Source organism: Bradyrhizobium sp. BRP23, from assembly GCF_020194135.1.
Classification (GTDB): domain Bacteria; phylum Pseudomonadota; class Alphaproteobacteria; order Rhizobiales; family Xanthobacteraceae; genus Bradyrhizobium; species Bradyrhizobium yuanmingense.
Genome location: NZ_JADYVW010000004.1, coordinates 1 through 15177, shown reverse-complemented (window position 1 = coordinate 15177; position 15177 = coordinate 1). Strand labels below are relative to the sequence as shown.

Genomic DNA, 15177 nt, shown 5'->3' with positions numbered 1-15177 from the left:
ATGGCCGTCAAGCTCGGAACATCGAAGCTCGGCTCGCGCGGCGAGACGAGCGATTTCGACGTCACCCACGAGATCAACGTCACGCCGTTCATCGACGTGATGCTGGTGCTACTGATCATCTTCATGGTGGCCGCACCGCTCGCCACCGTCGACATCGGCGTCAATCTCCCGGCGACCGCCGCCGAGCCGGCACCGCGGCCCGACAAGCCGGTCTTCGTTACCGTCAAGCCGGATCTTTCGATCGCCGTGGGTGAGGATATCGTCGCTCGCGACGGGCTCAGCACCTCGCTCGATGCGGCCACCAGGGGCCGCAAGGACGAGCGCATCTATCTGCGCGCCGACAAGGCCGTTTCCTATGGCGACCTGATGGAGGTGATGAACACCCTGCGCAACGCCGGCTATCTCAAGGTCGCCCTCGTCGGGCTCGACGGACGCAGCTGATGGCAGCGAACGCCTTTGCCCTGCACCAGCCGGTCGACGAGCGGGAGGGTGCGCGCTGGGGGGCCTCGGCGGCGATGATCGTGGCGTTGCATCTCGGCGCCGCGTTGCTTGCAACGAGTTGGCTGAAGCAGGTGCCGGACGAGGGCGTCAACATGCCGGCCATCCTGATCGACATGACGCCGGAGACTTCGGCACCGCAGTCGACGCCGCTGGACATCGCGCCGGGACCGATGATGCAGCAGGCGGATGCGTCACCGCCCGAGCCGGTGCAGCAGCAGGCTGTCGAGGAAATGATTCCGCCGACACCGCCGCAGGAGCAGCCGGATGTGGTGGCTCCACCGGAACAGAGCCTCAAGCCGAGCCCGTCGGAGCCCGAGCCTGCGAAAGTTACACCCGTGGAGAAGCCCGCCCCGGCGAAGCCCAAGGCGGTCCGCCTCGACGCCCGGAAGCCGTCGGATGCCCTTCCGGCGCCGCGCACCAGCGCACCGCCGCGCGCGGAGCGGCAGGCGCCACTGGCCTCCGCGGTGAGTGCAGGCTCGTTGGCATCGACCATGGCGACCTATTATCAGCGCGTCCGCGCGCATCTCATGCGCTTCCACCAGTATCCGACGAGCGCGAATGGCCAGAGGGGCGTGGTCAAGGTGAGCTTCACGCTCGGCCGTAACGGTCAGGTATTGTCCAGCCGCCTCGGCGGCTCCTCGGGCGTCGCAGCGCTCGATGCCCAGGCGATGGCCATGGTGCGCCAGGCCCAACCATTCCCGCCGGTGCCGGCCGAGATCAGTTATGCAACCATACCCATCAACGTCCCGGTGATTTTCGGGAAGTAGCCATGGGCAATGACTCTCCCTCCCGCGGAAAAGCGGGAGGGAGAGAGAGCGAGCCTCGCCTCACTTCGCCTTCAGGAAATCCGCGACCTCGAGCAGCACGAACTCGTTGTCGTCGGCCTTGTTGGGATCGCGGCTGGAGGAGAACGGCAGGTTGTTGTCGTTGCCGACGATGATGTGGGTGTCGTCGACGCGATCGACGTTCTCGATGGTGAAGAACGGGAAGGTGTAGACGCCATCATTGAGCGGCTTCCGCGCCTTCTTGTCGGGATCCCTGATCTTCATGAGGTCGATGTAGCCGATCTTGCGCACGGGCTTGCCGACATTGGCGTCGGTCAGCTCGATCTTGTAGACGCGCTTGAACTTGGCGAGGTCGGGGAAGCAGTTTTCGCCGCGTTGGCCTTGCGGGCAGGCCTTGTCGGCGGTGCCCTCGCCATTGTCGCGCTCGATGACGAGGCCGGAAGCCTGGTCGATCATGTTGAAGTCGCCGATGGCGTTGCCGTTCTGCTCGAACACATAGTGCCAGTAGCGGCCGGTGAATTTCTCAGCAGTGACGTCGAATTCGAGGATGCGCGAGGCTTCCTTGCCGTCGACCTTCTCCCAGTCCTTCTTGTCGGCATCCCACAGCGGTCCCTCGAGCAGGCCGTAGAGGAACTTGCCGTCCTTCGACGCGGCGAAGCCCTCATAGCCCCGGGAGCGGCGGAGATTGACGTTGGTATAGGTCGCGCCCGGCGCGGCCGGCGTCCCCACCGCCCAATTGTCGGGCGAGCGCACCGGCTTGCCGTCGGCGACCGTATCGAACACGCCGAGGATTTTGCCTGACTTGTCCGCCTTCAGGACATAGGGGCCGAACTCGTCGCCGACCCAGAAGGTGTCGCCGATGATCTGGAAACCTTCGGTGTCGAAATCGGAGCCGGTGAGATAGCGCTTCTGGGTGTCCTCGTGCACGATGCGGAAGGGCACCTTCTTATCGGGATCGTGCAGGAAGATGGAGTCCAGCCGCTCGATCTTGCCGCCGGCCCAATCCATCTTGTAGCGGTTGAGGTACAGCATCGAATCCGGCGAGTTGGCGCGCGCGCCCATGCCGTTGTCGGTGAGGACCCAGAACGTGCCGTCGGGCAGGGTCTTGATGCCGGAATGGCCCTGCAGCGGCTGGCCCTTGAACGGCAGCGACACGCCGGTCGAGCGCTCAAAGGACTTGCCCATGACGGTGCCAAGCGCGTCGACCCGCTTGCCGGTGGTATACTTGCCCGCCGCCTTGAGATCGGCGGGCGCATCAGCCGGCGCCTCGATGAAGGTTTCGGCCGGCATCACCGCGTGGCCGGCGAGCTTGGCGGGGAATTCGCCCTCGCTCTGCGCGAGCGCTGTGCTCGCGGTGAGGATGATCGTGGCGACGGTGCAAAGAAAAGTCGCGCGCATGTGCGTCTCCTGTTGGCGGACGCAACGCTTATGCGGATCGCATGTTGCAGTATTGTGAAGCCGGGCCAAAGGCCGCAGCGCTCTTCGCCTCTCCCCGCCTGCAGACCGTGAGAACGGGGAGAGGGGGACGAGAGAGCGGGGCTACTCCTTCACCGCACCCGTCAGCGAAGAGACGTAGTAATCCACGAACAGCGAGTAGAAGATCGCGACCGGGAGCGAGCCGAGCAGCGATCCCGCCATCAGCGCACCCCATTGATAGACGTCGCCGGTGACGAGCTCGGTCAGGATCGCGACCGGCACGGTCTTGTTGGCGCCGCTCTGGATGAAGGCGAGCGCGTAGATGAACTCGTTCCAGGACAGCGTGAAGGAGAAGATGCCGGCCGAGATCAGCCCGGGCACGGCGAGCGGCAGCGTGATCCGGCGCAGGATCTGCAGCCGCGTGGCGCCGTCGACCAGCGCACACTCCTCGAGCTCGTAGGGGATCGACTTGAAATAGCCGATCAGGAGCCAGGTGCAGAACGGCACCAGGAAGGTCGGATAGACCAGGATCAGGGCCAGCGGCGAATCGAACAGGCCGAACTGCACCACGACGGTCGCGAGCGGAATGAACAGGATCGACGGCGGTACCAGATAAGCGAGATAGATGCCGAGCCCCACATAGGGACTGCCGCGGAAGCGCAGGCGCTCGATCGCGTAGGCCGCCAGCGTCGACGCGATCAGCGACAGCGTGGTCGACCCGATCGCGACCAGCATCGTCGTCTTCAGCCATTGCGGATAGGAGGTGTTGAACAACAGGTGCTTGATGTGCGCCAGCGTCGGCGAGGAGATCCAGAACGGGTTGTTGTCGCGGTAATTCATCAGCTCCGCGTTCGGCTTGAACGAGGTGATCGCCATCCAATAGAACGGGAACAGCAGGATCAGCACGAAGCAGCCGAGCGGCAGGTAGATCATCATCAGCCGCCGAAGCCCGGAATCCCAGGCCATGGTGTCGGGCGGGGCTTTTGCGTCGGCGACGGTCGATTGCGCTGCGGTGTCAGTCATTGGCCTCTCCCTGCTGCCATTTGCGGCGCGCCAGGCCGAAATAGGAGAACAGTGTCGCGAACACCAGGAACGGGATCATCGACACCGCGATCGCCGCGCCTTCGCCGAGCTCGCCGCCGGCGATGCCGCGCTGGAACGCCAGCGTCGCCAAGAGGTGGGTCGAGTTCACCGGACCGCCGCGGGTGATGGCGTAGACCAGCTGGAAGTCGGTGAAGGTGAAGATGATCGAGAACGTCATGACGATGGCAAGGATCGGCAGCATCATCGGGAAGGTGATGTAGCGGAAGCGCTGCCAGGCGCTGGCGCCGTCCAGCATCGCGGCCTCGTAGAGCGAGGGCGAGATGGTCTGCAAGCCCGCCAGCAGCGAGATCGCGACGAAGGGAATGCCGCGCCAGATGTTGGCGGCGATCAGCGAAAAGCGCGCCGGCCAGGGCGAGCCGAGGAAGTCGATATTGCTGTCGCGCCAATGCAACACGTCGACCAGGAGGTAGGAGATGATCGAGAACTGCGGATCGTAGATCCACCAGAACGCCAGCGCAGAGAGCACCGTCGGCACGATCCAGGGCAGCAGCACGATGGCGCGCAGCAGGCTCTTGAACGGGAAATGGTTGTTGAGCAGCAGGGCGAGCCAGAAGCCGAGCGCGAATTTCCCGAAGGTCGCCACGGCCGTGTAGAACACGCTGTAGAAGACCGCGTTCCACCACAAGGGATCGGTGAGCAGGTACTGGAAATTCTCGAGCCCGACGAAGATGCCGCGCCGGCCGATCGTGGTGTCGGTGAAGGCGAGCCAGACGCCGAGGCCGAGCGGATAGGTCAGGAACACTGTGAGCAGCCCGAGCGCGGGCGCAAGGCACATCGCGATCAGGAACGGCTTGTAGTCGAACAGCCGCACGATCCAGTTCGGCTGGCGCTGCGCCAGTGCGTGGGAGGAGAGGGTGGTCACGGACATAGATTGGTTTGTCCCGTCTGAAGTGTCACGACACCGTCATTGCGAGCGAAGCGAAGCAATCCAGTCTGTCTCCGCAGTGATCGTCTGGATTGCGTCGTCGCAAGTGCTCCTCGCAATGACGGCGGCTCTGTCGTCGTCGCTCTACCGCTGTCGCCGGAAGTAGCGCTTGCAGCGCTGCTCGGCTTCGGCGGCCGCGGCCTCCGGCGTGGCGGCGCCGGTGGCAACGGACGCGCACATTTGGATTAGCACGTAATCGGCGCTGACTGCGCCTGTGGCCGTCGAGATCGGCCCCTTGTAGCCGTCATAGTAAGTGCTTTGCATCGTGTTCTTGAACAGGCTCACCTTCGGATCCTGCGACCACACGGCGGCCTCGGCATAGGCGGCCAGCGGCTGCGACCAATAGCCGGAATTGGCATTGAGCCACGGCTCGTATTGGTCCTTCTCCAGCATGTACTGCAGGAAGGCCTTGGCGGCATTGGGGTACGGGCTGTGCTTGAACACCATGGCGTTCAATGTCAGGCCCGCCATCGGCGAGACCTTGGCGAGGCCCTTGGGCAGCAGCTGATGCTCGCTGTCCTCGGCGATGGACTTGGTGGCCGGGTCGTTCTTCAGCGAGAAGTACAGTGAGACGCCGTTGGCCGTCAGCGCGATCTCCTGCGAGGAATAGGCGCGGTTGTTGCTGACGTCATTCCAGGACGGCGTGCCGGCGATGAAGGTCGGATACAGCTCCTTGACCCAGTTGAGTGCGGCGATCGTCTCCTTGCTGTTGATGGTGACGTTGCCCTCCTCGTCGAGCAGCGAGGCGTTGTGCGACCACAGCGCCCAGTTGGCGAAGCCGTTGCCGTCGCCCTTGGCGTTGCCGAGTGCGAAGCCGGCCGGCTTGCCGGCCTTTTGCAGCTTGCGGCAGAGGTCGAGCACGCCGGCATGATCTTCCGGAACCTTGTCGAAGCCGACCGATTGCAGGACCGACTTGCGGTAGATCAGGGGACCTGCGGTGGCGCCGAACGGCAGTCCGATCCAGGACTCGCTCTTGTTCTTCTTGCCGTAGCGTTGCGCCAGCGGCAGCCAGCCGCCGTACTTCTTGCCGAGATAGTCGGCGACGTCGGTGAGCTCGATCAGCTTGTCGATGTAGATGTGAGGCGCGTCGGAGAAGCCGATGATGATGTCGGGGCCGGCGCCGGAATTCGAGGTCACCGCGGTCTGCTGGTTGATGTCCTCCCAGCCGACGAAGTCGACCTTGACCTCGACCCCGGTGTCCTTGGTGAACTTTGCCGCATTGGCGCGGAACACGTCCTCGTCCGCCTGGACGAAGCGCACCGGGCGCAGCATGCGCAAGGACGCGCCCTTTTCGATCTCGCGCTTGGGTGCCGGGACGTCGGCAGCCTTGATAGCGGACGTTTGCGCTGCAGCACCGGTGGCCGCGAGCGTTGCAGCGGACAGGCCCAGCGCCAAGGCATCACGACGTGTGATGTCGTTCCTCATCAGTACCTCCCTATGATGTCTCCCTTCCCGGCGTTGATCGCCGGTGAAGGGGCCGTTTGGTCCTTGGCGCCTTCGCGCCGCCCGCCTAGCTGTTCGGCCCGCGGTCCATGCTGACGGGCTGCCAGCGGCGGAGCGCGGTGTTCTGCAGCACCGACGGATTGACGCAGCTTACCGGCCACATGCCCTGGAGCACCAGTGACAATTCGTAGCCCACCCGGCGCTTGCGCGCCTCGTCGAACCGTGCCGAGGCCGAGGCGACATGGGCGGTCAGGGTCACGTTCTCCATGCCGAGCAGGGGATTGTTGTGCGAGGGCGGCTCCTTTTCCAGCACGTCGAGGGCGGCGTGCGCGATCCAGCCCTCCTGCAGCGCCTTGATCAGGCTCTCCTCGTCCACGGTGGCACCGCGGCCGGTGTTGATGAAGATCGAGCCTTTCTTCATCTGTCGGAAGTGCTTCTCAGTCAGCATGTGGTGCACCTCGGGCCGCGCCGGGGCATGCATCGAGACGAAGTCGGATTGCGACAGCACCTCGTTCAGCGTCGCCGGGATCACGCCGTGTTCGTACATCAGCGTTTCCTGGATGAAGGGATCGTAGGCCATCATTCGCAGGCCGAAAGGCGCGGCGCGTTTCGCGACCGCACGCGCAACCCGGCCGAACGAGATGAAGCCAAGCGTCTGGCCCATCAGCCTCGGGATTTTCAGCAGCGCCGGCCGGCCCTCGGCCCAGCGGCCGTCGCGCACCATGCGGTCCTGCTCGACCAGGCGGCGGAAGCCGGCGAGCAGCAGCATCATGGCGTGGTCGGCGACCTCCTCGATGAAGGTGTCGGGAATGTTGGTGACCGGAATGCCGCGGGCCGTGGCGGCCTTGACGTCGACACTGTCGACGCCGACCGAGCCGAGCGTGATCACCTTGCAGCTCTCGAGCGCGTCGATGATGGTCTTGGTGATCGGGATGCCCTTGGCGTAGATCGCGTCGGCGTTCTTCGCGGCGGCGATGAACCCGGCCTCGTCGGCGGGCGCCTCGACGATCTCGGCATCGATCGGATCGAGCGCCTCGCGCTCATAGGAATAATCGCTGCCGGCGACCGTGAAGCTCGCACCCTTCGGCGTCACCACCCTGTATTTCGGCATTCTCTGCTCCCGATTTGGTTTCTTGTCGTGGTCCGCCTCGACGAGCGGGCCTTTGCGTCTTTTACGCGAAATTCGGGCAAGTGCGTACAATTCACGGTTGTTGCGGGTGAGGTCTATTTCCGTTTTTCCGTGCAAGCCCCGGGCTTCTACGGAGGTGCGTAAGTAACTTGCTAAGGGCTCCGCCACTAAGACTTGATTCGAATTTGATCGATCTCGTCATGCGCCCGTACCCCAATATTGCCGGAGCTAACCCCGTGAAGTTGAGCAATCTGAAGATCGCCCCGAAGCTTGGCATTCTCGTTGGAGTCACGCTGTTCGGCCTCTGCATCTCCGGAGTTCTCGCTGGCTATCTGATGAAGCGCGAGATGGTGAATGCGCGCATCGACCAGGCCAAGGCGATCGTCGAGCTGGCGCGCAACTATGCCGCCGCGTTGAAGAAGCGCGTCGATGCCGGCGAAATGACGAAGGACGCCGCTATGGCCGAGCTTCGCCGCTACGGCAACGCGATGACCTATGACAAGGGTGCCGGCTACCTGTTCGGCACGTCCTATGACGGTCTCACCCAGCTTGCGCCCGATCCGAAGGTGATCGGCACCAACCGAATGGACGTCGTGACCAACGGCCGCAAGCTGTCGCTGGAATTGATGAACGGCGTCAAGGCCAACGGCGAGATCCTGCTTCACTATGAATATATGAAGCCCGGCCAGGAAACGCCGATCCGCAAGATCGGTTACGCGGTCGCGGTCCCCGGCTTCGATATGTATCTCGGCACCGGCGCCTATCTGGATGACATCGACGCCAAGATGGGTCCGGTCTACTGGCTGCTCGGCCTGGCGGTGCTCGGCATCGTCATCGTTGCCGGCAGCGTCGCCTGGATGATCGGCCGCAGCATCAGTGCTCCGCTCGGGCTGCTCGGCACCCGGATGCGGGAGCTGGCCGACGGCAAGCTCGAAGGCGACATCCCCGGCGTCGGTCGTGGCGACGAGATCGGCGCGATGGCATCGACCGTGCAGATCTTCAAGGACAACGCGATCCGCATCCGCGACCTCGAGAAGACCGACGCGGACGCCAAGGAACGCGCCGCGGCGGATCGCCGCAGCGCCATGGAGGAGATCGCCAACGATTTCGAGCGCAGCGTCAACGGCATCGTCCGCTCGGTCTCCTCGGCCGCAGCCGGCATGCAGACCACGGCGCAATCGATGACCGCGACCGCCAGCGATGCCTCCTCGCGCGCGGCGACCGTCGGTGCCGCCTCGCAGAAGGCGTCCGGCAATGTTGGCACCGTTGCGGCCGCCGCCGAAGAGCTGTCGAGCTCGGTTGCGGAAATCTCCCGCCAGGTGACGCGCTCGACTGAAGTTGCGAGCCGTGCCGTCAGCGATGCCGAGCGCACCAACGCCACGGTGCAGGAGCTCTCCACCGGTGCCGAGAAGATCGGCGAGGTGGTCAAGCTCATTCACTCGATCGCGGCGCAGACCAACCTGCTCGCGCTCAACGCCACCATCGAGGCGGCGCGTGCCGGCGAGTCCGGCCGCGGCTTCGCCGTGGTCGCCTCCGAGGTCAAGGCGCTCGCCAACCAGACCGCGAAGGCGACCGAGGAGATCTCCGCCCAGGTCGCGGCGATGCAGACCTCGACCAGCGATGCGGTGTCGGCCATCTCCGGCATCACCCAGACGATCGCCGAGATGAGCGAGATCACAGCCGGCATTTCCGCATCGATCGAGCAGCAGGGCGAGGCGACGCGCGAGATCGCCCGCAACATCCAGTCGGTCGCGGCCGGCTCGAGCGAGATCAACGCCCATATCGGCAGCGTCACCTCGGCCGCCGAAGCGACCGGCAGCGCGGCCAGCGATGTGCTCACCAACGCCCGCGAGCTGGACACCCAGTCCGGCGCGCTGCGCGATGCCGTCGATGGCTTCCTCGCCAAGGTCCGCGCGGCGTAAATTCTTACGCTGAATTCGTAGGGTGGGCAAAGACGCGAAGCGTCGTGCCCACCTTTTCTTTTTGAGTACGGTGCGACTCTTCGTGGGCACGCTGCGCTTTGCCCACCCTACGAGACCGTTCTACTGCTTCTCGATCTTCGCGTTGGCGATCAGCTTCTCCCACAGCACCAGCTGCTCGTTCACGAAGGTGCCGAGCTGCTCCGGCGTGCCGGAAAAAGCGTCCATGCCGAGCGTGGCGAGCTTGGCCTTGATCTCCGGGTTCTCGATGATCTTGCGGATCTCGGTGTTGAGCCGGGTCACGATCTCCTTCGGCATGCCGGCCGGGCCGAAATAGCCCTGCCAGGACGTGATGTCGAAGTCCGGCACGCCGGCCTCCTGCATCGAGGGCAGGTGTGGCACCAGCGGCGTGCGGTTCTTGGTGGTGACGGCGAGCGCGCGCAGCGCGTTGCCGTTGACATGGGGCAGGCCGGTCAGGATGTCGACGAACATCATCGACACGCGGCCGCCCATGACGTCGTTGAGCGCCGGCGGCGAGCTCTTGTAGGGCACGTGCAGCAGGTCGAGCCCGGCATTGTGCGCGAAGGTCGCGCCCGATACGATCGCCGCCGACGAGCCCGAGGCGTAGCTCAGCTTGCCCGGATTGGCCTTGCCATAGGCCACCAGCTCTCCGACCGTCTTGGCCGGCACCTCGGGATTGATGACCAGCATGAAGGGCAGATCGCCGGTGCGGGCAATCGGGGTGAAATCCTTGACCGGATCGTAAGTGAGGCTCTTGAGCAGATAGGGATTGGCCGAATGCGTCGTGTTGGTCGTCACCAGCAGCGTGTAGCCGTCGGGAGCAGCCTTCGCGACATAGGTCGCGGCAAGCATACCGTTGGCCCCCGCCTTGTTCTCGATCACGATGGGAACGCCGAGCGCCTGCGACAGATGCTGCGAAATCAGCCGCGTCGTGGTGTCGGTGCCGCTGCCGGCCGCGAAGGGCAGCACCAGCGTGATGTTGCGGCTGGGATAGGTGTCGGCGTGAGCGGTGGATGCTGCCGTGAGGCATAGCGCGGCCGCGGCGACGGTCCGCAGGTTTCGAATCAGCCCTGAAATCATGTCGGTCGTTCCCTCTTTTTGGTTGGCGGGGAACCTAGCTTGTCCAAAGGGGAATCGGAAGATGGCTATAGGTCGTGACCGCGTCCGTCGCGCGGAATTATGTCATCGCCGAGCCCCGCCGCGATGCAAGCACGACTCCGGCGAGCACCAGGGCGTAACCGATCAGGTGGAACGGCTGGAGCTTCTCGCCCAGCAGCACGATCGCCAGCGCCGAGCCGAACACCGGCACCAAATGGAAGAACGGCGCCGCCCGGTTCGGCCCGATCAGCGCCACGCCGCGGTTGAAGAAGAGATAGGCGAGTGTGGAGGGGAAGATCAGGATGTAGCCCAGTGTCGCCAGCGTGGTCGCGTCGAATTGCAACACGCGGCCGCTCGCCGCCTCCCAGATTGCCGTCGGCAGCAGCATCGTCGCGCCGCAGCAGGTGGTGAAGGACAGGAAGGAGAGCTGGTGGATCTTCGGCCGGCGCGGGATGAAGGCCGAGTAGAGCCCGAACGCCACCAGCGAGGAGGCGAACATGATGTCGCCTCTGTTGAAGCTGATGCTTGCCAGCGCCGCGAGGTCGCCGCGCAGGATGATGATCAGCACGCCGAGCAGCGAGATCGCGATGCCGCCGAGCTGCGCGCCGGTCAGCCGCACGCCGAACAGCACCAGCGACCACAGCGCCACGAACAGCGGACCCGCCGACTGGATCAGCAGCGCATTCAGCGCCTCGGTGTATTGCAGCGCCCAGTACGAGATCGCGTTGTTGAAGGCAAAGCCGACCAGCGACAGGAACAGCATCAGGGGCATGCTCTTGCGCAACGCAGGCCAGTCGCGCTTCAGATGCGGCCAGGCGAACGGCAACAGGATCAGGAACACGCCGAACCAGCGGATCGTGGTGATCGTCAGCGGCGGCACATGCGCCCCGACATGGCGCGCGAGCACGATGTTGCCGGCCCAGAACAGCGAGCTAAGGCTGAGCAGCAGATAAGGCTGGTTGTTGAGCCAGCTGGCCGGATTGGCGGCCGGTGGCGCGGGCGAAGCGGTCGTCATGGGCGTTGGATACAACTTGCGCCCGATTGCCGCGATGGCACAAGTCACAGCGCCGCAATGCTACAATGCAGCCGAGCCCTAAGGAGGTGCCATTGGCGGTCAATATGTTGAACATCGAGGGCCTGGAGCGGCTCGATCCGAATGCGCCGGTGGTGATGCTGAACCTGATGCGCTTCCACGCGCGCTCGCTCGATGGCGACGGGTCGGGCTGGGACGCATACTTGCGCTACAGCGCGATCACGGTGCCGATGATCAAGGCGCGCGGCGGCACGCTGCTCTGGACCGGTGAAGGCAAGGCGGTCGCACTCGGTCCGCACGCGGGCAACGATTGGGACTTCGTCGCGCTGGTCCATTACCCGTCCGTCTCGGCCTTTCTCGACATGATGACCTCGCAAGCCTACGAGCGCGAAGCCGATCCGCATCGCGTCAACGGCTGCGCCGAGCACGTGATCATTGCGACGAGCGAGGCGTACAGCAAGTTCAAGACGAAGTAGCAGCGCGTGCACTTTTCCCCTCTCCCCTTGTGGGAGAGGGTGGCTCGCCGCGTAGCGGCGAGACGGGTGAGGGGTCTCTCTCCGCGAGTCCACTCCCAATTGAATGCGCGGAGAGAACCCCTCATCCGGCGCTTCGCGCCACCTTCTCCCACAAGGGGAGAAGGGAAGTGCAGCGAGCGCTTCGATGAAGCCGCCTAACTTGCCTGCTTTCGCGACGCCGCGAACACGCCCGCCAGCACCAATGCGAAACCGATGAAGTGGAACGCCTGCGGGTGCTCGCCCAGAAACGCCATCGCCATGATCGAGCCGAACACCGGCACGACGTGGAAGAACGGTGCGGCGCGGTTGGCGCCGATCAGGCGCACGCCGCGATTGAAGCAGAGATAGGCGAGCGTCGAGGGAAAGACGGCGACGTAGAACAGCGTCAGGAGGTTCGGCCCGTCGAGCTTCATCACCGGGCGAGCGGACAGTTCCCAGATCTCCAGCGGAATGAGACAGGCGGCGCCGCAGCCGAAGGTGAAGGCGAGGAACGAGAGGCCGTGCATCGGCGGCCGCCTCAGTGACAGCACCGAATAGAGCGCGAAGATCAGGAGCGCGAGCAGGAAGATCAGGTCGCCCTTGTTGAAGTCGATGCTCGACAGCGTGGTGAAATCGCCGTGCAGCAGGATGGTCAGCACGCCGCACATCGACAGCAGCACGCCGAAGGCCTGCGCGGCGGTGAGACGAATGCCGAGGATGACCAGCGACCACAACGCCACCAGCAGCGGCGCGGCCGACTGCAGCAGCAGCGTGTTGAGCGCCTGGGTGTGCTCCAGCGCCCAATATTGCAGCGTGTTGAAGGCGCCGATGCCGGTGACCGAGAGCGTGACCATCAGGCCGAGCTTGCCGCGGATCGCCGGCCAGTCCTGCACGAGGTGCTTGAAGGCGAACGGCAGCACCAGCAGGAAGGCGAAGAACCAGCGCAGGAACGACAGCGTCACCGGCGGAATGTGGCCGGCAGCGAGCCTACCGACGATGGCGTTGCCGGCCCAGCACAGCGCGGTGATGCTGAGCAGCAGGTAAGGCTGGTTGGCGATCCAGCTGTGGCCGGATGTTTCCGCGGGCGTGGTCTGGCCGGTGGCGGACATTGTGACGGTTGGGCCCCGCGTCGAGTACGCCGAGCCCTCCGGCCCGGCGAGGTCCGGGCCGGCTGATCACCCGGCAGGTCCAAAGACACGGAAATCGAGGTTGCATCAACGCCGACGGGCGCATCGCGACCATGCTGGCGGCGAAGGCGGCCTCTCCCGCTTTGGTCGAAGCTGTTGCGCCGGCCTGCCAGGGTTCGGGATTTTCCGCGGATATCAAGGGCTTGGACCGGACGTTGGACCCCGAAAAAGCCCCGTTCTTGCTTGCCTAGAAGGGCTGCTTCCTTTATCCGGTTGGCTGCCTTGCGTGCGGGCGGCTCCGGCTGCCGATTGGGCTGGGCGCAGGCGTGATCCCGGAAGAGTGGGCACCGGTTTTCCGCGAGGATCATGCCTTCTAGAGACAGATTGAACAGGATTACCCGCGAATGGCCAATGTTGTCGTCGTCGGCGCCCAGTGGGGCGACGAAGGGAAGGGCAAGATCGTCGATTGGTTGTCGGAGCAGGCGGATATCGTCGTCCGCTTCCAGGGCGGCCACAACGCCGGCCATACGCTGGTGATCAACGGCAAGACCTACAAGCTCGCGCTGCTGCCCTCCGGCGTGCTGCGCGAGGGCAAGCTGTCGGTGATCGGCAACGGCGTCGTGTTCGACCCCGCCGCCTTCCTCGACGAGGTCGCCAGGCTCAGGTCGCAGGGCGTCGATGTCGGCCCCGACAACCTGCGTGTCGCGGAAAACGTCACGTTGATCCTGCCGCTGCACCGCGAGCTCGACGCGCACCGCGAATCCGCCAGCGCCGCGACTGCGATCGGCACCACCCGCCGCGGCATCGGGCCGGCCTATGAAGACAAGGTCGGCCGCCGTGCCATCCGCCTGATGGATCTGGCCGATCATCAGACGCTGCCGCACAAGATCGACCGCCTGCTGGCGCACCACAACGCGCTGCGCCGCGGCCTCAACCTGCCGGAATTCGACAGCGCGGTGATCCTGAAGGAGCTGATGGCGATGGCGCCGCAGCTCCTGCCCTATGCCGAGACGGTCTGGCGGCTGCTCGATATCGAGCGGCGCGCCGGCAAGCGCATGTTGTTCGAGGGCGCGCAAGGCGCGCTGCTCGACGTCGACCACGGCACCTATCCCTACGTCACCTCGTCCAACACGGTGGCGGCGCAGGCCGCGACCGGCGCCGGCCTCGGGCCGGGCGCGGTCGGCTACGTGCTCGGCCTGTGCAAGGCCTACACGACCCGCGTCGGCCAGGGCCCGTTCCCGACCGAGCAGGACAACGAGATCGGCCGCAAGATCGGCGAGCGCGGCCGCGAGTTCGGCACCAATACCGGCCGTCCGCGCCGCTGCGGCTGGTTCGACGCCGTGCTGGTCCGCCAGGCGGTCCGGACCTGCGGCATCAATGGCCTGGCGCTGACCAAGCTCGACATCCTCGACGGCTTCGATTCGATCGAGGTCTGCACCGGCTACAGGCTCGACGGCAAGGAGATCGACCATTTCCCGGCCGGCGAGGGCGCGCAAAGCCGGGTCGAGCCGATCTACGAGACCATCGAGGGCTGGAAGGAGCCGACCGCCAATGCGCGGTCCTGGGCCGACCTGCCGGCGCAGGCCATCAAATATGTCCGGCGGATCGAGGAATTGGTGGGATGTCCGGTCGCGCTGCTTTCCACCAGCCCGGAACGCGAAGATACTATCCTGGTGCAAAATCCGTTTGAGGCTTAACGATATCTTACCGGGACGCGCGTATAGTTGAGTAGAAATGGCTGATTACTATCCGCTGATCGCCCGCGCTATTGCCGCCCTGGACCCCAACGCTCCCGGCGAAAGCCGTCGCGCGCTCTATGAACGGGCGCGCACGGCCCTGATCGCGCAGCTGCGCAGCGTGCAGCCGCCGCTCTCCGAATCCGAGATCACCCGGGAACGGTTGTCGCTGGAGGAGGCCGTCCGCAAGGTCGAATCGGAGGCCGCCCAGCGGGCCCGCGAGGCCTCGCGTCCCGGTGGCGCCGCCCGCTCCGGCTCGAGTGGCGATGCCTTCCGCCGCGCCAGCACCCGTGCCACCGAGGCCAACCCGGCAGCAGTGCCGCCGCGCACGCGTCCGGCCCCGACGCCGCCGCGCGCCGACCGCCCGTCCTTCAACGTCGATGATCAAGGCGAGGCCCCGCGGCCGCCGCGCGCGCCCCGTTTCGACGCCCCGCGCCCACCTGGCC

At 65.2% G+C, this 15177-nt stretch carries 13 protein-coding genes and 1 pseudogene; 6 read left to right on the top strand and 8 right to left on the bottom strand.

Annotated features, from left to right (window positions below):
• Both exbD and I6F24_RS11545 read left to right on the top strand, forming a co-directional pair.
• Positions 1–441 carry a TonB system transport protein ExbD gene (exbD, locus tag I6F24_RS11550; RefSeq protein ID WP_225149216.1) on the top strand — a complete coding sequence of 147 codons (441 nt, stop codon included), beginning with the start codon at positions 1–3 and terminating at the stop codon, positions 439–441.
• Positions 441–1268 carry an energy transducer TonB gene (locus I6F24_RS11545; protein ID WP_225149215.1) on the top strand — a complete coding sequence of 276 codons (828 nt, stop codon included), beginning with the start codon at positions 441–443 and terminating at the stop codon, positions 1266–1268. The genes exbD and I6F24_RS11545 overlap by 1 nt, the downstream gene beginning before the upstream one ends.
• A gap of 60 nt (positions 1269–1328) precedes the next feature.
• Here I6F24_RS11545 and I6F24_RS11540 read toward each other — a convergent pair whose 3' ends face one another.
• The 5 genes from I6F24_RS11540 to I6F24_RS11520 form a co-directional block, all read right to left on the bottom strand.
• A complete protein-coding gene (locus I6F24_RS11540) occupies positions 1329–2684 on the bottom strand; it encodes an esterase-like activity of phytase family protein (protein ID WP_225149214.1) in 1356 nt (451 codons plus the stop codon).
• Positions 2685–2825: 141 nt separating this feature from the next.
• Complete coding sequence (locus tag I6F24_RS11535) at positions 2826–3668, bottom strand: carbohydrate ABC transporter permease (protein ID WP_225149391.1); 843 nt, start codon at positions 3666–3668, stop codon at positions 2826–2828.
• Positions 3669–3717: 49 nt separating this feature from the next.
• The gene (locus I6F24_RS11530) at positions 3718–4674 is read right to left on the bottom strand and encodes a sugar ABC transporter permease (RefSeq protein ID WP_225149213.1); all 957 of its coding nucleotides are present in this window, start codon (positions 4672–4674) and stop codon (positions 3718–3720) included.
• Between the two features lie 141 nt (positions 4675–4815).
• Positions 4816–6156, bottom strand: coding sequence for an extracellular solute-binding protein (locus tag I6F24_RS11525; protein ID WP_225149212.1), 1341 nt, complete (start codon positions 6154–6156; stop codon positions 4816–4818).
• 85 nt (positions 6157–6241) lie between these two features.
• Positions 6242–7285, bottom strand: coding sequence for a C-terminal binding protein (locus I6F24_RS11520; protein WP_036022064.1), 1044 nt, complete (start codon positions 7283–7285; stop codon positions 6242–6244).
• Between the two features lie 254 nt (positions 7286–7539).
• On the opposite strand from I6F24_RS11520, the gene I6F24_RS11515 reads away from it, so the two are divergent.
• Entirely contained in the window at positions 7540–9225 is a 1686-nt protein-coding gene (locus I6F24_RS11515) for a methyl-accepting chemotaxis protein (protein WP_035998883.1), read from the top strand.
• Positions 9226–9345: 120 nt separating this feature from the next.
• On the opposite strand, the gene I6F24_RS11510 is transcribed toward I6F24_RS11515, so the two are convergent.
• Entirely contained in the window at positions 9346–10323 is a 978-nt protein-coding gene (locus I6F24_RS11510; RefSeq protein ID WP_035998887.1) for a tripartite tricarboxylate transporter substrate binding protein, read from the bottom strand.
• Positions 10324–10420: 97 nt separating this feature from the next.
• The gene (locus tag I6F24_RS11505) at positions 10421–11356 is read right to left on the bottom strand and encodes a DMT family transporter (protein WP_036022066.1); all 936 of its coding nucleotides are present in this window, start codon (positions 11354–11356) and stop codon (positions 10421–10423) included.
• A gap of 92 nt (positions 11357–11448) precedes the next feature.
• Here I6F24_RS11505 and I6F24_RS11500 point away from each other — a divergent pair, with 92 nt between their 5' ends.
• The gene (locus I6F24_RS11500) at positions 11449–11850 is read left to right on the top strand and encodes a DUF1330 domain-containing protein (RefSeq protein ID WP_036022067.1); all 402 of its coding nucleotides are present in this window, start codon (positions 11449–11451) and stop codon (positions 11848–11850) included.
• 194 nt (positions 11851–12044) lie between these two features.
• Here the strand turns inward: I6F24_RS11500 and I6F24_RS11495 are convergent, their stop codons facing one another.
• A complete protein-coding gene (locus I6F24_RS11495) occupies positions 12045–12977 on the bottom strand; it encodes a DMT family transporter (protein ID WP_035998893.1) in 933 nt (310 codons plus the stop codon).
• A gap of 422 nt (positions 12978–13399) precedes the next feature.
• On the opposite strand from I6F24_RS11495, the gene I6F24_RS11490 reads away from it, so the two are divergent.
• Both I6F24_RS11490 and I6F24_RS11485 read left to right on the top strand, forming a co-directional pair.
• Complete coding sequence (locus I6F24_RS11490; RefSeq protein WP_036022070.1) at positions 13400–14692, top strand: adenylosuccinate synthase; 1293 nt, start codon at positions 13400–13402, stop codon at positions 14690–14692.
• A gap of 37 nt (positions 14693–14729) precedes the next feature.
• Positions 14730–15177: pseudogene (locus tag I6F24_RS11485) on the top strand (hypothetical protein); the annotation flags it as partial.